Origin of the sequence: Arthrobacter sp. PAMC 25486 (assembly GCF_000785535.1) — a bacterium.
In the GTDB taxonomy this organism is placed as follows: domain Bacteria; phylum Actinomycetota; class Actinomycetes; order Actinomycetales; family Micrococcaceae; genus Specibacter.
Genome location: NZ_CP007595.1, coordinates 3,071,186 through 3,092,911 on the forward strand (window position 1 = coordinate 3,071,186; position 21,726 = coordinate 3,092,911).

19 protein-coding genes, 1 pseudogene and 1 riboswitch are annotated in these 21,726 nt (G+C 63.4%); of the genes and pseudogenes, 7 read left to right on the top strand and 13 right to left on the bottom strand.

The window, feature by feature from the left end:
- Positions 1 to 3: 3 nt before the first annotated feature.
- The 6 genes and pseudogenes from art_RS14065 to art_RS22690 all read right to left on the bottom strand — a co-directional run bounded on the left by art_RS14065 (position 4) and on the right by art_RS22690 (position 3,899).
- The gene (locus art_RS14065) at positions 4 to 396 is read right to left on the bottom strand and encodes a rhodanese-like domain-containing protein (RefSeq protein ID WP_038465734.1); all 393 of its coding nucleotides are present in this window, start codon (positions 394 to 396) and stop codon (positions 4 to 6) included.
- A complete protein-coding gene (locus art_RS14070; protein WP_038465736.1) occupies positions 393 to 653 on the bottom strand; it encodes a DUF1737 domain-containing protein in 261 nt (86 codons plus the stop codon). Before art_RS14070 ends, art_RS14065 begins: the two co-directional genes overlap by 4 nt.
- Before the next feature lie 86 nt (positions 654 to 739).
- Positions 740 to 859, bottom strand: a riboswitch (SAM riboswitch).
- A gap of 130 nt (positions 860 to 989) precedes the next feature.
- Complete coding sequence (locus tag art_RS14075; protein WP_162182062.1) at positions 990 to 2,540, bottom strand: polysaccharide deacetylase family protein; 1,551 nt, start codon at positions 2,538 to 2,540, stop codon at positions 990 to 992.
- Positions 2,541 to 2,632: 92 nt separating this feature from the next.
- Positions 2,633 to 2,860, bottom strand: coding sequence for a hypothetical protein (locus tag art_RS23340; RefSeq protein WP_367643785.1), 228 nt, complete (start codon positions 2,858 to 2,860; stop codon positions 2,633 to 2,635).
- A gap of 29 nt (positions 2,861 to 2,889) precedes the next feature.
- Positions 2,890 to 3,201, bottom strand: a pseudogene (locus tag art_RS22685) (alanine--tRNA ligase-related protein); the annotation flags it as partial.
- Between the two features lie 287 nt (positions 3,202 to 3,488).
- A complete protein-coding gene (locus art_RS22690) occupies positions 3,489 to 3,899 on the bottom strand; it encodes an alanine--tRNA ligase-related protein (RefSeq protein ID WP_367643736.1) in 411 nt (136 codons plus the stop codon).
- Positions 3,900 to 4,318: 419 nt separating this feature from the next.
- Between art_RS22690 and art_RS14085 the strand changes: the two genes are divergently transcribed.
- The 4 genes from art_RS14085 (at position 4,319) to art_RS14095 (ending at position 9,535) form a co-directional block, all read left to right on the top strand.
- On the top strand, positions 4,319 to 6,832 hold the full coding sequence (locus tag art_RS14085) for a bifunctional lysylphosphatidylglycerol flippase/synthetase MprF (RefSeq protein ID WP_052136576.1): 2,514 nt from the start codon (positions 4,319 to 4,321) through the stop codon (positions 6,830 to 6,832).
- A gap of 58 nt (positions 6,833 to 6,890) precedes the next feature.
- Complete coding sequence (locus tag art_RS22990) at positions 6,891 to 7,169, top strand: hypothetical protein (protein ID WP_253901362.1); 279 nt, start codon at positions 6,891 to 6,893, stop codon at positions 7,167 to 7,169.
- A 54-nt stretch (positions 7,170 to 7,223) separates the two neighbouring features.
- On the top strand, positions 7,224 to 8,177 hold the full coding sequence (locus art_RS14090; protein WP_253901363.1) for an esterase family protein: 954 nt from the start codon (positions 7,224 to 7,226) through the stop codon (positions 8,175 to 8,177).
- A gap of 698 nt (positions 8,178 to 8,875) precedes the next feature.
- Positions 8,876 to 9,535 (top strand): Pr6Pr family membrane protein, encoded by a 660-nt coding sequence (locus tag art_RS14095; RefSeq protein ID WP_052136577.1) that lies wholly within the window; start codon positions 8,876 to 8,878, stop codon positions 9,533 to 9,535.
- On the opposite strand, the gene art_RS14100 is transcribed toward art_RS14095, so the two are convergent.
- Positions 9,498 to 10,490 carry an aminodeoxychorismate lyase gene (locus tag art_RS14100; protein WP_038465738.1) on the bottom strand — a complete coding sequence of 331 codons (993 nt, stop codon included), beginning with the start codon at positions 10,488 to 10,490 and terminating at the stop codon, positions 9,498 to 9,500. The genes art_RS14095 and art_RS14100 overlap by 38 nt on opposite strands.
- A 3-nt stretch (positions 10,491 to 10,493) precedes the next feature.
- Positions 10,494 to 11,102: an HdeD family acid-resistance protein gene (locus art_RS14105; protein ID WP_038465739.1), complete on the bottom strand. Its 609-nt coding sequence runs from the start codon at positions 11,100 to 11,102 to the stop codon at positions 10,494 to 10,496.
- A gap of 206 nt (positions 11,103 to 11,308) precedes the next feature.
- Here art_RS14105 and cls point away from each other — a divergent pair, with 206 nt between their 5' ends.
- Positions 11,309 to 12,733 carry a cardiolipin synthase gene (gene cls / locus art_RS14110; protein WP_253901604.1) on the top strand — a complete coding sequence of 475 codons (1,425 nt, stop codon included), beginning with the start codon at positions 11,309 to 11,311 and terminating at the stop codon, positions 12,731 to 12,733.
- 208 nt (positions 12,734 to 12,941) lie between these two features.
- On the opposite strand, the gene art_RS14115 is transcribed toward cls, so the two are convergent.
- Genes art_RS14115 through art_RS14125 form a run of 3 tightly spaced genes read right to left on the bottom strand, consistent with a single transcriptional unit; the run spans position 12,942 to position 16,318 of the window.
- Positions 12,942 to 15,146 (bottom strand): chorismate-binding protein, encoded by a 2,205-nt coding sequence (locus art_RS14115; RefSeq protein ID WP_038465741.1) that lies wholly within the window; start codon positions 15,144 to 15,146, stop codon positions 12,942 to 12,944.
- Complete coding sequence (locus art_RS14120; protein ID WP_038465743.1) at positions 15,139 to 15,642, bottom strand: low molecular weight protein-tyrosine-phosphatase; 504 nt, start codon at positions 15,640 to 15,642, stop codon at positions 15,139 to 15,141. The genes art_RS14115 and art_RS14120 overlap by 8 nt, the downstream gene beginning before the upstream one ends.
- Before the next feature lie 55 nt (positions 15,643 to 15,697).
- Complete coding sequence (locus art_RS14125) at positions 15,698 to 16,318, bottom strand: LysE family transporter (RefSeq protein ID WP_038465745.1); 621 nt, start codon at positions 16,316 to 16,318, stop codon at positions 15,698 to 15,700.
- Between the two features lie 111 nt (positions 16,319 to 16,429).
- Between art_RS14125 and art_RS14130 the strand changes: the two genes are divergently transcribed.
- On the top strand, positions 16,430 to 17,914 hold the full coding sequence (locus art_RS14130; protein WP_038465747.1) for a multicopper oxidase family protein: 1,485 nt from the start codon (positions 16,430 to 16,432) through the stop codon (positions 17,912 to 17,914).
- A 36-nt stretch (positions 17,915 to 17,950) separates the two neighbouring features.
- Here the strand turns inward: art_RS14130 and art_RS14135 are convergent, their stop codons facing one another.
- Both art_RS14135 and art_RS14140 read right to left on the bottom strand, forming a co-directional pair.
- On the bottom strand, positions 17,951 to 18,550 hold the full coding sequence (locus art_RS14135; RefSeq protein WP_038465750.1) for a TMEM175 family protein: 600 nt from the start codon (positions 18,548 to 18,550) through the stop codon (positions 17,951 to 17,953).
- 34 nt (positions 18,551 to 18,584) lie between these two features.
- Complete coding sequence (locus art_RS14140) at positions 18,585 to 19,475, bottom strand: methyltransferase domain-containing protein (RefSeq protein WP_082000312.1); 891 nt, start codon at positions 19,473 to 19,475, stop codon at positions 18,585 to 18,587.
- A gap of 372 nt (positions 19,476 to 19,847) precedes the next feature.
- On the opposite strand from art_RS14140, the gene dnaK reads away from it, so the two are divergent.
- Positions 19,848 to 21,725: a molecular chaperone DnaK gene (gene dnaK, locus art_RS14145; protein ID WP_038465753.1), complete on the top strand. Its 1,878-nt coding sequence runs from the start codon at positions 19,848 to 19,850 to the stop codon at positions 21,723 to 21,725.
- Position 21,726 lies beyond the last annotated feature (1 nt).

Genomic DNA, 21,726 nt, shown 5'->3' on the forward strand with positions numbered 1-21,726 from the left:
GCTTTAGCGCCAGGGCAGCTTGCGGTTCTTCCAACCGTTGACCACCCGGTCGCCGTAACGGTCGGGTTCGCCCTCAAAGCCCTCGAGGATGTTGTACGCCGTATATCCGGCAGCCGTTGCAGCCTCGGCGGCGGCGATGGAGCGGGCACCGGAACGGCACAGCACCACCAACTCCTTGTCGGCGGGAACCACCGCCTGCAGTTGGGCCAGGAACTCGGGGTTGTTGCTGCCGTTGCCGAGGTTCCACTGGACTAAGACAGGCTCGGTGTTCAGTGCGGAGGCATCCGGGACACCGATGTGCTGCCATTCACCCTCGGTGCGCACGTCCACCAGGACTGCCCCGGCCGCCACGCGCTCCCAAGCCGTAGCCGGTGCCAAGTCACCTGCGTAGCTCATGCGATACCCTCGCCGTCAAACTCAAGGTCGGCGTCGAGGTCGTCGACTGCGGTGGCGACGGCGGCGTCGCTCGTGGCCACAGCCCTCGGGAGAATCACTGCCTGGGCGCAAATGACCTGGCCGCCGTTGGATGTCACGGCCGGTCCGCCGTGCAGTACGTAACCTTCCGCAAGGGCGGTTGAAATGCGCTCACAAAAGGAGCGGTCGTCGGGGCCGGTGATGAGCCGGTAGGCCAGGGGGGATTCGTCCGCGGACATGCTTCTCCTCATTGCAAGTGGCGCCAGAATGCAAGCGGGAGCTGGTGGCGGTGCATACGAGCCGGAACTGGCCTGGCACCGCAGAGGGTTCACGCTTGCAAACGTCAGCCGTGGTAGCTGGGTTTGCCAAGTATTCACCTGAGGCACCCCGCCGGAAAGAGGGTTGCCGGCCAGCAAGTCAGGGCTTGGCGCTGGCACTCATTACTTACCTTGAAAAATAACACATGCCCTGCTGGCGGGCGCCAACGGCTGCCGAGTATGGCGCAACATGACGCGGCCAGTCCTGTGCGGTCAGCCGGCCGGGTCCTGCACCGGGGGGAGAAACGCCCCTTGCGCCTATCGGCCCGGCGTGCAGGGATAGGCGTCCCCGCGGCAGAAGTAGGACTGGCCGTTGTGCATTTCAATGCCTTGGAAAAGTTGGGGGACCGTGACCAGTTGGTAGCCGGCGGCATGCAGGTCATCTATCAGCTGTGCCTGCCCGTCCACGGTGGTCCTGTGGATGTCGTGCTGCAGGATGATCGATCCGGGGTGGATAAGCTCCATGACCTTGGGAATGAAAATTTCCTTGTTGCGGGACAGCCAATCCTGGGAATCCACGGACCAGTTGACCACAGGCATCCCTATGGACCCTGCGATGCGCGCAGTCATGTCGCCGTAGGGTGGCCGCAGGTATCGAGGTGTTGCGCCGGAGGCCCCCGCGATCATGTCCGTGGCGCCCTGCACCTCGCCCAGTGCGGCGTTGAGGGACAGCTTGCTCAGATAGGGGTGGTTCACTGTGTGGTTGGCAATGACGTGGCCGGCTGCTGCGGTGGCGGCGGCGATCTCCGGGTAGCTGGCGGCGTAGCTGCCCTGCTCAAAGAACGTGGCGTACACGGATCGGTCCGCCAGGATCTTCAACAGGCGGGTTGTTTGATCGTTGGGTCCGTCGTCGTACGTCAATGCGGCGCACGGAACCAGGTCGCAGTTGATGTGTTCCTGGCCGGACGCCGCCGGTGGGGGAGCGGTGAAGGCAGTCGTGGCCTCGGCCAGTTGCCGCAGTTGTCGGCCCAAGTCCGAGAGCAAGGGGGAGGCGGCCTCTGCGGTGATGTGGACGTTGACCGATTCTGGCAGTGCAATTCCGGTGACCGGGTCCGCCTGGACAGGCACCACCAGCTCGCCACTTCGGCTGAAGGCTGCCCCGCCCAGCAGCGCGTCAGCAGCCGGAGGTACCGCGGCGGGCGTCTTTGCGGCAGCGGTGCCGTTGCTGCCCTCGCCGGGTTCCGTGCCTGTGGCGGTTGCGGAAGACGTGGCAGATGCAGCAGATGCGTCAGAGGCGGCAGGTGTGGCGGCTTCCTGATGCGTGGCCGGGGTAGATTCGCCGTCCGCAACGATGGCGCCGCTGAGCAGTGCCCGCACAGTTTCCACGCTCTCAGGTGCCAGCAGGGCAGGGCCGCCCTGGACATCCCCGGTGGCCAGATCGGTGTAGCTCGTGGTCTCGGAGAGCAGCGTCATGGTGCCAGCAACGGCTTCGGAACGGGTAAACCGGGTGCCAAGCGTGTTCCCGCCCGCCAGAATGATGTCCTGTGCCAGTTTGAGCCCGTTGGCCATGCCTGGTTTTTCAGGTGCGGCCACGGCCGGATTGAAGCGCCCGCCGGCATGTTGATCCAGAATGCCCAACAGCTGGGCGTCCAACTGGCTGTTGTAGGCGGCTCCTCCGTTTAGGTAGACCCACTTGGCCCGGACCGAGTCCACCCCGTCCACGTGGATCGTCATGGGCAGTGCCCCGGGGACCGTGGACGGATCGAGCGAGGGCAGGGCCTGTCCCGCCACGGATTCAGGCGGCGGTGCCGGTGTGGGGCTGGGCATCACCGGGGCCGGGCTGATGCTGCAGGCGTTCACGGAAAGCACGGCTGCAGTCAATGCCAGGAGCCGCTTCCCAGCAGGAAAATGCATGTTAAGGAATCCCCAGATGGTGTCGGTGGTGGAACTTCACAAGAACTTTACTTCGCGCCCAGCGTAGTCTGCTTTTGAGAACGTGCGCGTTGTTCGGACAGGAGCGTGTCAAACTCATCGCGAGAAATTGGCGACACGTTCATCCCTCGGGACACGGCCTCCTCACGGCTGAGCTCGGTGGGGAATCCGTAGGTGCCAGACAAGGTGAAGAATGCGTGGCCACCCAGCTGTCCCCCGGCGGAGAAGTGCTGCAGTTCCCGCAGGCCCCTGGCCAGGGTGCGGCGGAAGGACGGTCCTCCTTGGTTAGGACAGCTTCAATGTTCTCCTGCTGCAGGGCCAGCTCGGGGTAGGCATCCTGGTACAGGGAAACAACAACGGGGACCAAGCCGCTGAAGAAGTTCTTTTGAACGCCCAGCCCGAACCCGAAGCGCATGGCGCGACGCAACAGCCTTCGCATGACGTAACCGTTCGCCTTGTTGCCTGGGCACACGCCGTCAAAAGCCAGGAACACGGCGCCGCGGACGTGGTCGGCAAAGGTGCGCAGGACCGCTGTGTGTTGCTCATACGTGGTTTGTGTCAGTTCTTCCAGGGCCACAATCAGTGGCTGCAAGAGGCTGGTTTTGAAACCGTCGGGGTACCCATCGCCGCGGCGGAAATTCTTTCCAGCCCGCCACTAAAATCAACTTGGTGGCGCGTCAGCCGGACAAAACCATGCTCTGCCCGCCGGTATTCCAGGAATACCGAATTTCCGATTTCCAGGAACTGTCCGCCGTCCTAATTCTGGTGTGGAAATGCGCCGTAGGCCGTGTCGCGTGTGACCTCCGGAAAGTAGTAAAACACTTCGCTGTCCGGACCGCAGGGGTCGCCTACTGGTGTTGCAGCGGGTGAACCTCCGCGCGACCATCAGTCTTTGCCACCGTAAAACGTTATGCGCGCACGTTGGTTCCGCACCTCGTTGCCGTGTTCTTCGGTGCCCAAGTCAACGCGGTCGGCGCTGATGCCCGCGGCGCTGAACAGGCGCGCCCGAATATCTGCGCTTTCTTCATCGCGGGGGATGCCTTTGTCCGGGTCTCCGCCGAAAACGCTGACGTAGATGCGTTCCGGGTCCAGGCCCACCACGCGGGTGAGGAAGTCCCACAGCGCCGGAATCTTTTCGTCCGTGAAATAGGACCCAAGGCTCCAATTGCCCAGCATTTCAAAAAATGTGATGTGCCGGTTGTCCCCAACTTCCTCAAAGTCCTGGGATCGCAGGCAGTTCTGGCTGTCAGTCAAACGGTCACCTTTTGGGTGATCTGCGTCCAAAAGGAACGGCAACAGGGCTACATGCCGCTGCCCGTGAACAAGGTGGTGGGGTCATTCAGGGGAACAAACGGGGATCGCTGCAGCACCGCGTGCCCACGGTCCACCTTGGTATTCCAGGAACAGGTGGCGGATGTCTTGTGTGGTCAGCGGCTGTGTTGCAGTCTTTGGGGTCCTTGTCCCGAGTAAACCCGGCATTCTTTTTTGCGATCAACCCGTTCAACATCCCACCGTACGCGCTAAAATCTATTCAAGCAGGCAGGTCGTAGGGATTGATTTTTCAGGCCAATACTCTGATGCGCGGTGCAGCGTTTCCACCGCTTTGAGACATTGTCGTGGGACATCAATTCACATTGATTGGGGTGCGCAGGTTCTTTCGTTGCCGCGGTCAATTCGCAGTTGACCCGCCATAACGCCCAGGCAAAGGACATGAGATGACCAGCGTGCCAGCGAGTGTCAGCGAAGCCACACCAAGGCTGGCCCGAATAGTTTCCCTCCTAAAAAAGTCCCCTGCGACTGTGTCACTTCTGCTGCTGGTCATTGTTGCCACGGCTGCTATCGGCGGGTTGGGCGCCGGCCCTTCCGAGGACGTGCTCGCGATGGTGGGCATTGATCTCGATGATGCGTTGTCGAAATGGTGGACGCTGCTTGCCAGCACCTTCTTTGCAGCATCGTGGCCCGGGCTGTTGTTGTTGCTTCTGGTGATTGCGGTCGGTGTTGGCGTTGCGGAGCGGTTCATCGGTCCGTGGCGGGCCCTTGGCATGTTTCTGCTGGGCCATGTGGTTAGCTCGCTGGTTCTGGTGGCGTTGTCCGCCGTCGGCACTGCGGACAACGACGCATGGCTCGCCTACATCGGCGGGAACTATGTGGTGGGCGCTTTTGGCGGCGCCACCGCGGCACTGGGTGCGTCCACGGCGTCGATGAACAATTTATGGCGCCACCGCACCCAGACGTGGCTGATGGCGCTTTCTGTCATGTTCGCCCTCTACCTGGGCATTGCCGAAACCCTGCAACTTTTGGCCGGCGCCGTGTTCGGCGTTGTGGTCGGACGGCTGGGGAACACCGGCCGCAACGCCCAAGCGCGACGGCTGTTTGTCCGGCCATCATTGCGGGAGTCCAGATTCCTGCTGGCCACCATTGTTGGAACGTTCGCTGCCGGGCCGTTGCTGGCACATCTCACCGCCAATCTTGCGGTGGGTCCGCTGTCAACCATGGCGACCTTGACGATGCAGGCGCGTCCCGATGCGGATGAGCTCAGCGAAATGTGCGGCGGTCACCCAGCGTGCATGAGCCTGCAGGAAATTGTGGGTGTCAGCAGTCTGGGCGCCGTGGTGCTGTCGGTGATTCCGTTGCTGCTGCTGCTGTTGTGCTCAGAAGGGCTGCGCCGTGGCCGGCGGCTAGCGCTGTGGACAGCGGTGGCCATCAATGCCCTGATTGCGCTGGTCGTGGCGGCATCATTTGTACTTTTCATAGTGGACCCGGACTATGATCCTTCCGAGGTGGCGGCCGGCTACCTGTTTATCTACATCCTGCCGTCGGTTGTGGTTCCGGCCGCCATTGCCGTTCTGTTGTTTATGAAGCGCAGCAAATTTGAGGTAACAGGAAACATCAAGGCCGCGAGGCGCGTGCTGCGGGCCACCGCGTGGGTGGCGGCGGCCGTTGTGGTGTTGTATGTGCTCATGTGGTTCATTGAAGGCAACTTCGGGCGCCTCGGTCTCATGGACCTGCTGGCCCAATTGACCCACATCCTCATCCCATTCCCCCTGCCATTTGTCGTGGAGCTGCCGCAAGGCCTGGTCACGGTGCTGCTCTATGGTTTTGGCGGCGCCGTCATTTGGATGGTGTTTGGCGTGCAGGCCTTCAGGATCCTGCGCACTTACATTGCAAATACGGACACCACTGAGGAGGGCACGGCCCGGATCCGCGAACTCCTCCGATCCGGCGGAGGTTCGCTGTCCTGGATGGCGCTGTGGCCCAACAACGCGTATTGGCACAGTGATGACGGCCGGAACGCGGTGGCCTACCAGGTGCACAACGGAGTCGCCTTGACCGTGGCGGGCCCCTTTGGTGCCGTGGATGGACAGGAGGCGGCCGCCCGGGATTTTGTGCACCACGCGGTGGAACAGGGCCTGGTCCCGTGCTTTTATTCGGCCCCTGCGGATGTGGGGGAAGCCCTGGCCGGAATGCACTTTGAGCGGCTGGAGGTGGCCGAGGAGACGCTGCTGGACATTGCAGCCATGTCGTTCAAGGGCAAGGAATGGCAGAACGTGCGCACGGCACTGAACCGGGCGGGCAAACTCGGGATCAAGGATCTGTGGGCGCCCTACTCGGCCATGCCTCCCGGGGTCCGGGCACAGTTTGCCGAAATCTCTGAAGAGTGGGTGTCCGACAAGGCGTTGCCGGAAATGGGCTTCACGCTCGGCGGCCTCGATGAGGTCAAGGACGATCACGTCATGTGCTGCGCGGCGGTTGACGACGACGGACTGGTCCACGGTGTGACCAGCTGGCTGCCGGTGTACACCGACGGGCAGGTCACAGGGTGGACCTTGGACTTCATGCGGCGCCGCAGTGACGGTTTTAAGGGCGTCATGGAATTCCTCATTGCTTCGGCGGTAACCCACTTTCAAGCAACCGTGCCCATGATTTCGCTTTCGGGCTCACCGCTGGCGAATACGGCCGAGGTCGAAGGAGATGCGGAATCTTCGGCGGTGGACAAGGTGTTGGACTTGCTGGGCAATGCGCTGGAGCCCATGTATGGATTCAAGTCCCTGGCGTCCTTTAAGTCCCGCTTTCAGCCGGCGCACCGGACACTGTACATGTTCTATCAGGACTCGCTGGCCCTGCCCGCCATTGGACTGGCCATCACCTCGGCCTACCTGCCAGGGTTGTCGGCCCGGCAAAGTGCGGCAATCGTTCGGCAAATGACTGCGAGGGAAGCTGCAAAGTAGCCCCTTCGCGGCCGGAACCCGCCGATACGCGAACCTGGAATGGAAGCGAGCGAATGTCATGAATGACATCTTGTCGGTCGACATCAGCACCGACGGCGTCGTATATGTTGGTGCAGCTATCGGGGCCGTGTTGTTCTTTGTGCTATTCCTGCGGCCCGGAAGAGCGCGGACCTTGCGGGCCCTTGCCGGCGCGGTTGCCGGGGCAGTCATTGGCTTGGCGAGCACATGGCTGGTGGTCGATGTGTGGAATGTTTTCCAGATTCCCATCACGGTCGCCGTCAGGATTTGGGTCATTCTGCTGTGCGCCGCACTGGGGCTTGTCGTGGTGAGTTTTTAGAAAAGCCCGCGATGGCGCAAATGGTTCGCCGCACTTTCCGTCCCGGTGTTTCTGGTGGTGGCCGGTATTGGCATCAACGCCGACGCGGGCATCGACAGGACACTGGGTGCGGTGTTGGGGCTCGACACGGGAGAAACTGTGAAGCTCCCCGTCCCTGGCCAGGGCGGTGGCCAGGAGGGGGCGGTGCCGCTGTGGCAAAGCTGGAAGCCACCGGCCGGTATGCCGGCTGCGGGCGAACAGGGAACCCACGACATTCCCAACAGCCACTCCGGGTTCATAGCCCGCCCGGCAGGGATCTACCTGCCGCCGGCGGCCAGGACCGCAAAGCCGCCGATCCTACCGCTGGTCATCATGCTGATGGGACAGCCCGGAGATCCAACCCCGCAATTCATCGGCGGAGTGCTGGACACGTACGCCGCCGCAAACCAGGGGCTGGCACCCATCGTGGTGGTGGCAGACCAGATCGGTCCGGACCAAAATGACACCCTGTGCGTGGACAGCAAAAAGTACGGCAAGGTGGAAAGCTACATCATGAAGGACGTGGTGGGGTTTGCCAGGGACAATTTGGGGGTCCTGCAGGACCCGAAGTCCTGGACCATTGCCGGGTACTCCAACGGCGGCCAGTGCGCCATTTCCCTGGGTGCTAAATATCCCGACGTCTTTGGCAACATCCTGGACATCTCCGGTGAGGAGTTCCCCGGTGCGGAAGACTCCAGCGGCAACCTGGCCCAGGTGTTCAATGGTGACCAAGCCGCCTACGACGCGCAAAAACCGATCAACATCATGGCCGGCAAGCACTTTCGTGACACGACCGCGATTTTCACTGTTGGTGCGCTGGATGCCATCTATGTACCGGCGGCCCAGACGGTCTCCGCCGCTGCCCAGGCCGCCGGCATGGCAACGACCTATTACGAGGTGCCTAACGCCGGGCACTTGGGTGCGGCGCTGACCGGCGGCTTGGAGAAAGGATTTGAAATCCTGTATCCGCGACTGGACCTGAGCCGGTGACATGAAAGCACACACGGCCGTGGGGAGCGGCGACAGGCGGTCCAGCCGGCCCAGGGACAACCGGGTATATTTTTGGCTCTTGTGACTTTTCCGTGGGTGGGTTCATCGTTGCACCGTCACGTCTTGAAACCTTTTGGCTCAGATGGCGGGCTGTTTTTGGCGATCCATCGCTCAGGTACCGGACACCGGCCCTGTTTCCTTGTGCGGGGTGCGGGAAACTCGTACGGGAGGGTGTGTGCTTCGTCGAGAATGACCCTGGGCCGTAGCGTGTGGCTTCTTGTTTCGCCGAGAATGGCCCGGAGCCGCGATATGCCACCAAGGTTGCGCCCTTCTCGCGAGCCTGCACCATTTTCGGTGAAACACGGTCAGAATGCTGCGAGTTTGGCCCCTTCTCGGCGCGTACTCTCCAGCCAAACCTCGGCGGAGCCTCGGGGATCGAATGATCCGGCCTGTCACACACCGCCGGCAAGACCAGGACGGAGTGCTCTGCACCCCTGCCGAAACCAGCCAACGCGAAACCAGCCAACGCGAAAACAGTCAGGGCCAAGACGGCTTGAATGCTGACAGCCGGGATGGTGGGTCCCAGGCTGAATCACCCACGAAAGAGCACAAGAGCCATATTTTCCCTGCGGTGTGGCGCGGTGCTATTTAATGGACAACTGCCACATTTCACTTCAGCGGCATGGCACTATGAATCCATGGAATCCATGACCCTTCGCCGCAGCTTTGCCGCCGTCCGTTTTGCTTTTGGGGCGGTGACGCTCATCGCCGTCGGCATTCAGCTGGGCATTCACATCGGCCACGGTTTCAGCGTGCTGAACTTCTTCAGCTACTTCACCAACCTCTCCAACATTTTCGCCGCCGTCGTGCTCGTGGTGGAGTCGGTGCTTTCCTGGCGTGGGAAGGACCTTGGCCCGGCCTGGGCGCTGCTGCGCTGCATCTCGGTGGTGTGCATGGCCCTGGTGGGCATCGTGTTCAGTGCCCTGCTGCGCGACGTGGATCTGGGCTCGTTGCTGCCGTGGATCAACACCTGGCTGCACTACGTGATGCCCGTTGCCACCGTGGCCGACTGGCTCATCTTCCCGCCCCGGCACACCATTGCGTTGCAGCGTCTGGGCGTTGCCGTGGCCTTCCCCCTCGCGTACCTGGCCTATTCCCTGATTCGCGGGGCGGCCATCAACTGGTACGCCTACCCCTTCCTGAACCCGGCCGACGGCGGATATGGTGCGGTGTTGCTGACCTGTCTCATCATCGCCGTGGGATTCGTGGCGATGACGGCGCTGATGATGGTGCTGGGCAACAAGCTGGGCCGCCGGGCCGCTACAGCGTCTGTGCCAACAGTGCAGCGAGCTCGCTAGTCAGCTCGGCGCGGATGGCTGCGGCGCCGACTTCATGCCCGTCGATCGTGTTGACCGGGGCCAGCAGCCGCAGGCTGGAAATAAGCCACACGGCGTCGGCATCCAGCAAGTCGGCGGGCGTAACGGGCCCATAGCCCAGCTCCCATCCGGCAGCCTTGGCCGCGGCAAACAGCGCACCCTGGGTGGTGCCGGGCAGGATGCCGGTGTCCAGGTGGGGTGTGATGAGCCGCTTGACCGGCACGCCGGAGTCGTCGGAGATGTGCGCCAAAAGGACGGATGACGTTGGCCCCTCCAACACGAGTTCGTCGCTGCTGGTGAAGATTACGTCATCGGCGCCCTGGCTGTGGGCATGGCGCAGTGCCGCCATGTTGACGGCGTAGGACAGTGTTTTGGCGCCCATGAGCAGCCACGGTGCGCGGGCGGCAAGATCGCTGTCATAACCACGCTCCAACAGCATCACAGCCAGGCCCTTTTCGCGCTGCACTGCCAGCGACGGGGACACCGCGCTCACCGTGACCCAGGCTGTGGGGGAGTTGCCGCCCTCGGGACCGCGGGTGGCGATCAGCTTCACCACGCACTGGTCCTCGGCTGGGGCTGATCCTCCCGCGGAGCTTGCCGCGGCAGCGGCACCTGCGGGACCGGATCCGCCGTCGTCCGTGGCAGGCACATCGGTGGCAGGCGAAGCCGCGGTGGCAGCGTACGCCGTGAGCGCCGTCGTGATTGCCGCCTGCCAGGTTGCGGCGGAGGGGATCGTCAGGTCCATGGTGCGGGCCGAGACGGCGAGGCGGGCCAGGTGTGCCTGGATCTTGCGCGGGACACCGTCGATGGCGAGCAGGGATTCAAAGACCCCGTCGCCCCGCGTGACGCCCTGATCCGTGGCCAAAATGGTGGGTGTGGCGGCATCGGCCAGGCGGCCTGCGGGGTGGGCGGGGTCCAGGAATACCAGAATTGTCATGGTTTAGAGCTTAGCGGCCTGCAAAAGCTCCTTGCCGAACGTGAACGCGCGGACCAACCCGACGATGCCCAGGATGATCAGCATGATGGCGGTCATGAGCAGCAGCCAGGCGGCGGTCCACGTCGGCACGGCCAGGACCATGATTCCGGCCAGGACGCTGATGGCGCCGAACACGATGGCCCAGACGCGGCTCTGGCCCTTGCCGGCCTCGACCATGGCGACGATGCCTTCGATGATCCAGCCGATGCCGATCATGATGACGGTGAAAAGCAGGAGCAGCTCGCCGGTGGCGGCCGAGTTGCGCAGCGCGATGATGCCCGCGACCATGATGATCACGCCCAGCAGGACGTCAAGGATGCGCATGCCGGAGGAGAGGCTGTGGCTGAAGATGCCCACGGCTACCTTGATGCCGCCGGTGATCAGGAAATTGATGCCCAGAAAAACCGCCACCACGGCGAGGGTTTTGGTGGGCCACAGCAGCAGGATGATGCCAAGAATCAGTGCGGCCGCGCCGCTGACGGCAAAGGCGAGGCGCAGCCCCTTGACGGCTTTTTCGGTGAGCTTGTGGGGGTCGAGGGCGAAGACGTCGAAAGTTGTCTGGGGGCTGCTCATGGTATTTCCTTCTGCCGTTGGAATTTATGCCCAGCATAGCGCGTGCGTGTCGGGCCCGGGCGAAGCCTTGGAAGTATTCGGTGCCGCTAGGCTATTGTCACCGGCGAAGGGCCCAGCCGGCCCGATTTTGGTGGCGAAGGCAGGAGACGCGCGTGGTTTGGACGGCGTTTAGCCTGCCCACGGGGAATGGCTGGTTGTCGGCGCTGCTGGTGCTGGTGGATTTTGCCATCCGCATTGTGGTTTTGGGTGTCATTCCCGGCAACCGGCGCCCCACCACAGCCATGGCCTGGCTGCTGTGCATCTTCTTCCTTCCCTACTTCGGCCTGATCTTGTTTCTCATGTTTGGCAACTTCCGGCTCTCGCGGCGGCGCAGGGAAACCCAGGATGCCGTCAATGCCCGCATCGTGGAAGGCACCAAGGACATTGCGTCCCTGGTGCCCGACTATGACGGCCCGGCGTGGGTGAAGTCCGCCATGGAACTGAACCAAGCCCTGGGCTACTTCCCTGCCCTGGGCGGCAATACCGTCCAGCTGATCGAGGGCTACCAGGAGTCCCTGGACGCCATGGCCGATGAAATCAGCCGGGCCACCGACTACGTCAACGCCGAGTTTTATATCATGAGCTCGGATGCCAGCACCGACCGGCTGTTTTGCGAACTTGAAGCCGCTGCGAAGCGTGGGGTGCGGGTGCGGGTGCTCTTTGACCACATCGGATCCCTGAGGGTGCCTGGTTATAGAGGCATGATCCGCCGGCTGAAGGCCAGTGAAATCCAGTGGCGGCGGATGCTGCCGCTGCTGCCCGTGAAGGGCCAGTGGCGCAGGCCGGACCTGCGCAACCACCGCAAGATCCTCGTGGTGGACGGGCGCGTGGGCTTCACCGGTTCGCAGAACATCATTGAGCCGTCCTACCGCAAGAAGCGCAACCACAAGGTGGGGCGCCAGTGGGTCGAGCTGATGTCGCGCCTGGAGGGCCCCATTGTGGGTACCCTGAACGTCATGTTCGCCACCGACTGGTCCTCCGAAACCGAGGAGACGCTGGAATCGCAGCTGGCCGCATATCACTGGGATTCCTTCTCCGGAGGTTCCCTGTGCCAGGTGGTGCCCAGCGGCCCCGGCTACCGCACGGAAAATAACCTGCGCCTGTTCAACACGCTGCTGTACTCGGCCGAAGAATGCATCACCATTTCCAGCCCCTACTTTGTCCCTGACGATTCCCTGCTCTACGCCATCACCACGGCAGCCCAGCGCGGGGTCACGGTTGAGCTGTTTGTTTCCGAGGTGGGCGACCAGTTCCTGGTCCATCACGCCCAGCGTTCCTACTACGAGGCGTTGCTGCGGGCAGGTGTGCGGATCTACCTGTACCCCAAGCCCCTTGTGCTGCACGCCAAGCACTTCACGGTGGACACCGACGTGGCCGTGATTGGCTCCTCCAACATGGACATGCGCAGCTTCTCACTGAACCTGGAAGTCACGGTCATGATGATTGACGATGACGTCGTGCGGCAGATGCACGACGTCGAAGACCACTACCGGTCCATGTCCCGGGAGCTTCTCCTGGACGAGTGGCTCAACCGGCCTGTCTTGGCCCGCTATGTGGACAACGTGGCCCGCCTGACCGCCACGCTGCAATAGTCCCCACCGCCTCCCAAACCTCGTTCCTCGGTTCGGGGCCCTCGGCGGCGTGGGCCCAACCGTCTCCCGCCGGTTCCTGCTACGCCCCCAGGATTCAGGCAGATTTTACGATTAGGGCGCCTCTAATCGTAAAAGGATCACTGATTTTGCGAAACCTTTTACGATTAGCACCCCCTCTAATCGTAAAATCGGCCGTTTCCGCTCGGGCTCAGACGGGGAAATCTGCACCCAGCGTGGAGAGGACGCCGTAGGCCTTGGCCTGGATTTCCTGCCATTCCGCCTCGTCCTCGGAGTCGGCCGTGATGGCGCCGCCGATTCCCAGCGACAGGTACGTGCCGCCGTCGTCCGCGTCCTGCAGGACCAATGTACGGATCACGACCGACAAATCGGTGGCCGCATTGAGCGAAAAGTAGCCGATGGCCCCCGCATAAATGCCGCGCGGGCCAGCCTCGAGCCCGTCGAGAATGGCCATGGTGCTGATTTTCGGCGCACCCGTCATGGACCCGGCGGGGAACGCGGCGGCCACGGCCTGCGCGCGCGAGGAGCCCGGGGCCAGCTGCGCCTCGATGGTGCTGACCAGCTGGTGCACCGTGGCATAACTTTCGATGGCGCACAGCCGCGGCACGGTGAGCGTGTGGGGCAGGGCGAAGCGGGAGAGGTCGTTGCGCAGCAGGTCCACGATCATCACGTTCTCCGCCCGGTCCTTCAGCGAGGTCGCCAGATCCTGTTTCAGGGCGGTGTCCACGGCGGGGTCGGCGGCACGGCGTCGGGTGCCCTTGATGGGCTCGGCGCGCATCAGCCCATCCGAGTCAATGCGCAGGAAACGTTCAGGGGACGTGCTGGCGACGCTCAGTGTGCCGAGCCGAAGAAACGCGGCAAACGGGGCGGGACTGCGCTTTCGCAGGGCGCGGTACGTGGCCCACGGGTCCATCCGGGTGGCGGTCCGTGCTTCGAGGGCGGTGGTCAGGCAGATCTCGTAGGAGTTGCCGTCGTGGATCTGGGCCTGCGCCGCCGCGATCATGTCCTTGTACCGGCGCTCGCCGTCCCGGGCCGTGAAAATCGGCGCTGTCTGGGTGGTTGCGGTAGGTAAGTTCGACGCCGATTGGCCGGGTATCGCTGCTGCGGCGGCAGGGGTTGCGCCCACTAATGCCGTGCCGGCCAATGCTGCGGCGTGGGCTGCGCGAACGGCCGCCAGAAAGTTCTCCGCCTCCTGACTCGAGCCCTGGAGGTGGACGCCCGCCAGGGTCAGAACATGGAGGCAGTTCTCCCGGTGGTCCAGCACGATGGCACGGCCGGCAAAGAGCAGTGCGGCGTCTGGCATCGGTGCAGGGCTGCCCGCCGGGGGCGTTGCGCTTGCAACTTTGTTCAAGCCGCCGGTTTCCCCTTTGAGTTCGTACCCGAGGTAGCCCAACCAGCCGAGTGTGAAATCGCCCGGGTAATGCTCGGGCGCGCGCACGGCCTTGCGGCCCCACACCGAATCCAGCCAACGGAAGAAGGGGCCACGGATGTGCGTGGTGACCTGTCCAGCCGTCACTGTTGTCACGCCGCCCGCGTGGCTGGCGAGCTGGCCAAAGCAGCCCGAATCGTCGGCCATGATGGAGAACCTTGAGCGGGAGGCCTGCACGTTTCCGGTGGGGGTTGCGGCCAATTCGGAGCTGGCTGTTCCGGCCGGTTCGGCATTTTCGGCGATGGAACTGTCCAGCCAGACGGCGTTGTTGCTGCCGCCGTAGAGGGCGTGAAACAACATCTCGGCCGCTGGGAGCCCGTCAATGCGGACAGCAGAAAATTCCAGTCCCCGGCGCCGGGCAAGCTCCGGGGCAAGCACGTTTTCCATGGCGGGCAGTTGGGTGAGGGCATCAAGGACAAACTCGGGTGCGTGGGCTACGCCGTGGGTGCCGTCCACAACAATGTCGGCGCCGGCCGGGACGGAGTTGCCGGCGATGAGCCGGTCTTCCTGTTCAGCCCAGATGTCCCAAAATGGCGCATACGTGTCGCCGTCGCGGTCGAGCGCGCGCTTCTTGCGTGCCTGGCTTGGTGCATCAACCCAAATCACGGCATCAAGGAAGTCCGCGGCCCGGCCGTGGGAGGACCCCACCCCCTCCACGAGGACCACCGGGGCCAGCTCGGTGGTCCGGGAGGCGCCGTCGTGCTTGGCCACCCAATCCCACGCCGTCCAGGTGGCAGGAAGGCCTGCGCTCAGGGGCGCCAGGACCGTCTCAATGTAGCGTTCCACGCCGCCGGCCAGGCCATCCCAGCCGGGGTAGATGTCCTCGAGGTGGAACAGCGAAACGCTGCGGTGGCGGCGCAGCAGGGCGGCCAGCTCGACGGCAACGGTGGTTTTCCCGGCGCCGGAACGGCCGTCGACAGCGATGATCACCGGACGTTGCGGGGGGAGCGGTTGGGGATCAGCCACGGGCGCGGCCGGCTGCAGTGGCGTGCGCCAGGATGCCGGGAATGGCGCCGGCGATCATGTCCCAGCTGGCCTGGAAGTCCTTGGCGTCGCCGTACCAGGGGTCGTAAATGCCCTGATTTTCGGGGTTTTCTGCGGCCACAGCGGGGTCGAAGGAGCGCAGCATGCGTACCTTCGCGGCCGCCTCCGGGGACGGGGCCAATGCGCGCAGGGCTTCGTAGTGGTCGGTGTCGAGGGCCAAGATGAGGTCACGTTCGGCAAACCAGGACGGGTTGAACGTGCGTGCCGTGTGGCCGGTGGCGGTGACGCCGTGGCGGGCCAGCTCCTCCTTGGCCCGGGGATCAATCGGGTTGCCAATTTCCCAGGCGCTCGTCCCGGCGGAGTCCACCACGATATCCAGGGCCGCGTCCGCAGCGGCGGTGGCCAGCATGAACTCGGCCATGGGGGAGCGGCAGATATTGCCGGTGCAAACGGTAACGATCCGGTAGGGATTGGTCATTGAACCAGTCTATCGGCGCGGGGGATCGTGGGGTGGTTCCGGGCGGGGAGGTGCGCTAAACCAGCGCCAGCAGGACACCCACGGCGATAAACAGGGCACCGAAGATCCGGTTCAGGATCAGCTGTCCGCGTTCGCTGGTGGTCAGGTGTTTGAGCTGCTTGGCGCCGGCAGCAAAGATGAACCACATGACGATGATGTCGATAACCACCACGGTTGCCGTCAGGATCACGTACTGCGGCAGGAGCGGTTCGGCAGGCCGGATGAACTGGGGCATGAACGCCAAAAAGAACACAATCGCCTTGGGATTCAAGAGGTTCACCCACAGGCCGCGGCGGAACATCGAGAAGCCGGACTCGACAGCGGCAGGCGAGTCCCCGCCGTCGTCCTTCTCCGCCTTGGCCAACAGCTTCATGATGCCCAGGTACACGAGGTAGGCGGCACCCACGTAGCGGATCATCAGGAATAGGAACGGGGAACTGGAGACGAGGATGCCCACGCCGGCCGCAACGATGATCACATGGATGACCAGCGCCAGCTGCTGCCCCAGGATGCCCCAGAGTGAGCGGCGGAAGCCGGAGGTTAGCGCGTTGGACATGGTGTTGATGGCGCCCGCGCCCGGCGTCAGGCTGATCATGGCGCCGGCGCCGGCAAGGGCCAGCCAAAGGGAGAATTGCACTCGGCAAGTTTACGCCCCGGTGGAGGCGATGCCGGCGTTGGGCGCGGCAGGGGCAGGGCACGTGTTGAGCTGTAGAGGTTCCTCCCAGATGCGGCAACTAAGATGAAGCAAATGAGCGCACCAACCCAACGATTCGGCCTCAATCGCCGCCATTTTCTCCAGCTGTCCACTTTGGGCCTTGGCATCGGTGCCATGGCCACACTGGCAGGGTGCGCCGGCTCGGACGGGAGGGAGCCCCTGGACACCGTGGGGCAGGTTGATTTCCGCAACCCACTGCACGTCCCGCCGCTGGCTCCCGCCGTTGAAAAGGACGGCCAGCGCGTCTTTGACCTCGTAACCGAGGCTGGTCAAACGGAGATTGTCTCCGGCGGGAAAGCCGACACCTGGGGCGTCAACGGGGCGTTCCTGGGGCCCACGCTGCGGGTGCGCCGGGGCGAGGAAATTCGCATCAACGTGAGCAACGCACTCGACGAGCCCACCACCCTGCACTGGCACGGCATGCGGCTGCCCGCGGCGGCGGACGGTGGTCCCCACCAAATGGTTGAACCCGGTGCGACCTGGTCCCCCTCATGGACCATCGACCAGCCCGCGGCGACCCTCTGGTACCACCCGCATCCGCACGGACAGACGGAACGGCACGTCTACAAAGGGCTCGGCGGGATGTTCCTCATCGACGACGATGAAGAGACCGCCCTGAACCTGCCCCGGGATTACGGTGTGGACGACATTCCGCTCATTGTCCAGGACAAGACGTTCTCCGGGAACGGACAGCTCGTTGAGACTGGGCGGATTGGCGTCGGCATGCTGGGCGGCACGGTGCTGGTCAACGGCACGGCAGCCCCCGTGCTGGACGTGGTCGCCGAGCACACGCGGCTGCGCCTGCTGAATGCGTCGAGCGCCCGCAGCTACAACTTTGGCTTCTCCGACGACCGCACCTTCACCATGATCGCCAGCGACGGCGGCCTCCTCACGGCGCCCGCGCCGTTGAGCCGGATCATGCTCACACCGGGCGAACGCGCCGAAATTATCGTCACGGCGGTCCCCGGCGAAACCGTGACGCTGCGTTCTTACTCGCAGGACCTTGGCGTTTCCAACGCCCGGGCCGCCGAATCCGGCTCGCTCGACACCCTGGACATCATTGAGTTGCAGGCTGCATCCGTGCTGATGCCTGCCGCCCCGATCCCTGCGAAGCTTGGATCAGCGGCATATCCGGATCCCGCCCTGGCCGGGGACATGCAGATGTTCCAGCTCGGCGACAACGTCATCAACAGCAAACACATGGACATGGACCGGATCGACCTGGAGGTCAAGGCCGGGTCAACGCAGGCCTGGGCCGTGTTCAACGCCCACAACCAGCCGCACAACTTCCACATCCATGACGTCCAGTTTCAAATTCTCACGGTGGATAACAAGCCGCCCCCGCCGGAACTCGCCGGTTGGAAGGACACCGTCTACGTGCCACCGGGCGTGACCGTCCGGCTGCTCATGCAGTTCGGGAAACTCGCCGACCCCGTGGTCCCCTACATGTACCATTGCCATCTGCTGTGGCACGAGGACATGGGCATGATGGGCCAGTTCCTGGTGGTGGACGCCTGAGCGGCACGGATCACAGGATTTGTATGGCCGTCCGGATCAGCGGGCCTTCTTTGCGGCACCGTCATTGCGCAGGGCCCGCTCCATCCCGCGGTCCGGGACCAGCCAAATGCCGGCGACGATCGCATAGGCCGCCAGCCCAAATGCGGGGGATGCAAAGGTCAGTGCGCAGCCGGCCACGTAAATGACAGGGGAGATGCGGGCCTTGATGTTCCTGCCAAGCGCGGCGTTCAGCGGCCCGTCGGGACCCTGCTGCCGGATAAACAGGGACTGCAGGATGGCATAAGCGATCGCAGCCAGCAGCAAGTTCACACCGTAAATGAAAACCGGGACGGTGGCGAAGCCGGATTCGTCCATCCAGCGAGTCATGAACGGCACCAGCGACAGCCAGAACAGCAGATGCAGGTTGGCCCACAGGATTCCGCCGGTGACATCATTGGCCAGCTTGATCATGTGATGGTGGTTGTTCCAGTAGATTCCGACGTAAATGAAGCTCAGCAGATAGCTCAGCAGCGACGGGTAGATGCTCGCCAGGCCTGCCCAGTCCGCCGTCTCCGGAGTCCTGAATTCCAGCACCATGATGGTGATGATGATGGCCAGCACACCGTCACTGAGTGCCTCGAGCCTGTTCTTTTCCATGACGCCCCTGTGTGGCTGTCTTTTCGCTTGGCTGTTAGGCCCGGGCGATAATTTCTCCGTTGGGCATGATGAACCAGCCGTCTTCGCTGGCGCCCCAGGCCCGCCAGCCCGCCGAGATCCGCGCCAGAGTCGCTGCGTCGGCGAAGCCGTAGCCGACGGCCTGTTCGGCAAATGCGGAGCCCGTCACCCTGTCCGCCCAGACTCCCGAGAGCCAGGCCCGCTGCTCCGGTGTTGCGTACAGCCAGTTGGCGGACGACGGCGTGAGCTCAGTAAATCCTGCGGCTTGGGCCCAGTGCAGCAACCGTCGCCCGGCGTCGGGTTCCGCCTGGTTGTGCCTCGCCACCTGTTGGTACAGCGCCATCCATTCATCCAGTTCGGGCAGTTGCGGATACCAGGACATGCCGTGGAAGTCGGCGTCCCGCACGGCCACGATGCCGCCGAGTTTTGCCACGCGCCGCATTTCCTGCAGCGCCGCTACGGGGTCCGTCAGGTGCTGCAGGACTTGGTGGGCATGCACCACGTCGAAGCTCTCATCGGGGAAGTCCAGTTGGTAGACGTCGCCGGTGTCAAAGCTGAGATTGGCCAGGTGCTGGTCTGTGGCCAGCGCCGTTGCGGCTGCCACGACTTCCGGTGCGCGATCCAGTCCCAACACCTGGCCGGGAGCCACGAGCCGGGCGAAGTCGGCCGTGATGGTGCCGGGGCCCGAGCCCACATCGAGCACGCTGAGCCCGTGGGTGAGGTGCGGGATCAGGTACGCCGCGGAGTTTCCCGCCGTCCTGGAGGTGTGGGACCGCAACACACTCTCGTGGTGGCCGTGCGTATAGACGTCGCCGCGGTCCGGCTGCTCATTGTTCGCTTGAATGGGGTCGTGTTGTTGGCTGGGGCTGGGCTCGGACTGCTGGCCGTGGCTGGATTGCTCACTCATATGTGGCAGAGTACGCCCGTTCTCCCGGATGCGGCCAGCGCCGTCCAAAAATGATCCCGATCCCGCTCAACGATCCCTTGAACTCGCCATCCCGGGCTCAGAAAGCGGGATCGGTGTCCTTTTCCGTGCAGGCCGCGACACAGGCCGCCCGTCCCCAAAGCACCCCCGCACAAGGTGGCGCTGGGCACAAAATCCGGCCATCCGGCGTCGTGCTTGTTCGCCTAAAGTGAAAGTTGAGCCTACTACGCTCAACTTCATTTGACATGGAAGTGAGTGTGAGTAGAGTTGAGTGCAGAACGCTCAATACCGCTGGTTGAGCGACCCCGCCACCTCGGCGGCCTTGTTCGCAGCGGCTCATGAAAGGAACCACTTATGTCACGTGCCGTAGGTATTGACCTCGGAACCACCAACTCTGTTGTATCCGTCCTGGAAGGTGGCGAGCCCACCGTCATCGCCAACGCCGAAGGCGGCCGCACCACGCCGTCCGTCGTGGCCTTCTCCAAGACCGGCGAAGTCCTGGTCGGCGAAATCGCCAAGCGCCAGGCAGTCAACAACATCGACCGCACCATCTCCTCAGTCAAGCGCCACATGGGCACCGACTGGAGCGTGGACATCGATGACAAGAAGTACACGGCGCAGGAAGTCTCCGCGCGCATCCTGATGAAGCTCAAGAACGACGCCGAAGCGTACCTGGGCGAAAAGGTCACCGACGCTGTGGTCACCGTCCCGGCCTACTTCAACGACGCCGAGCGCCAGGCCACGAAGGAAGCCGGCGAAATCGCTGGTCTGAACGTGCTGCGCATTGTCAACGAGCCCACCGCCGCAGCCTTGGCATACGGCCTGGAAAAGGGCAAGGAAGACGAGCTCATCCTCGTATTCGACCTCGGTGGCGGAACGTTCGACGTGTCCCTGCTGGAAGTTGGCAAGGACGAAGATGACTTCTCCACCATCCAGGTTCGCGCGACCTATGGCGACAACCGCCTCGGCGGCGACGACTGGGACCAGCGCATCGTTGACTACCTGCTGAACCAGCTCAAGGTCAAGGGCATCGACCTGTCCAAGGACAAGATCGCCCTGCAGCGTTTGAAGGAAGCAGCCGAGCAGGCCAAGAAGGAACTCTCCTCCTCGTCCAGCACCAGCGTTTCCCTGCAGTACCTCTCCGTTACCGCTGACGGCCCGGTCCACCTGGACGAGCAGCTGACCCGCGCCAAGCTCCAGGAACTGACCAAGGACCTGCTTGAGCGCACCAAGAAGCCGTTCAACGACGTCATCAAGGAAGCCGGCATCAAGGTTTCTGACATCGACCACATCGTGCTCGTCGGCGGCTCCACCCGCATGCCCGCCGTCGTCGAACTGGTCAAGGAACTGGCCGGCGGCAAGGAGCCCAACAAGGGCGTCAACCCGGATGAGGTTGTGGCCGTTGGTGCCGCACTGCAGGCCGGTGTCCTGAAGGGCGAGCGCAAGGACGTTCTGCTCATCGACGTCACCCCGCTGTCCCTCGGTATCGAAACCAAGGGTGGAGTGATGACCAACCTGATCGAGCGCAATACGGCCATCCCCACCAAGCGTTCCGAGACCTTCACCACCGCTGATGACAACCAGCCGTCAGTGGCCATCCAGGTCTTCCAGGGCGAGCGCCAGTTCACCCGCGACAACAAGCCGCTGGGCACGTTCGAGCTGACCGGCATCGCGCCGGCTCCGCGCGGCGTCCCGCAGGTTGAGGTCACCTTCGACATCGACGCCAACGGCATCGTGCACGTGTCCGCCAAGGACAAGGGCACCGGCGTTGAGCAGTCAATGACCATCACGGGCGGCTCCTCGCTGTCCAAGGATGACATTGAGCGCATGGTTCGCGAAGCCGAAGAGCACGCAGCTGAGGACAAGGAACGCCGCGAGGCAGCCGATCTGCGCAACTCCGCAGAGCAGCTGCACTACTCGGTGGACAAGGTTCTGGCCGACAACGACGACAAGCTTTCCGATGAGGTCAAGAACCCCGTCAAGGAAGATGTCACCGCCCTCAAAACCGCCCTTGCCGGCGATGACGACGCAGCCGTGAAGACCGCGTTTGAGAAGCTGCAGGCTTCACAGTCCTCACTGGGCGAGGCCATCTACGCCGCAGCCCAGGCTGAGGGTGCAACGGCCGACGCCGGTGCTTCCTCTTCCGACGGCGCCGCTTCTTCCGAGGCCGGCGCGGACGAGGACATCGTTGACGCCGAGATCATCGACGAAGACGCAGACGAGAAGAAGTAAG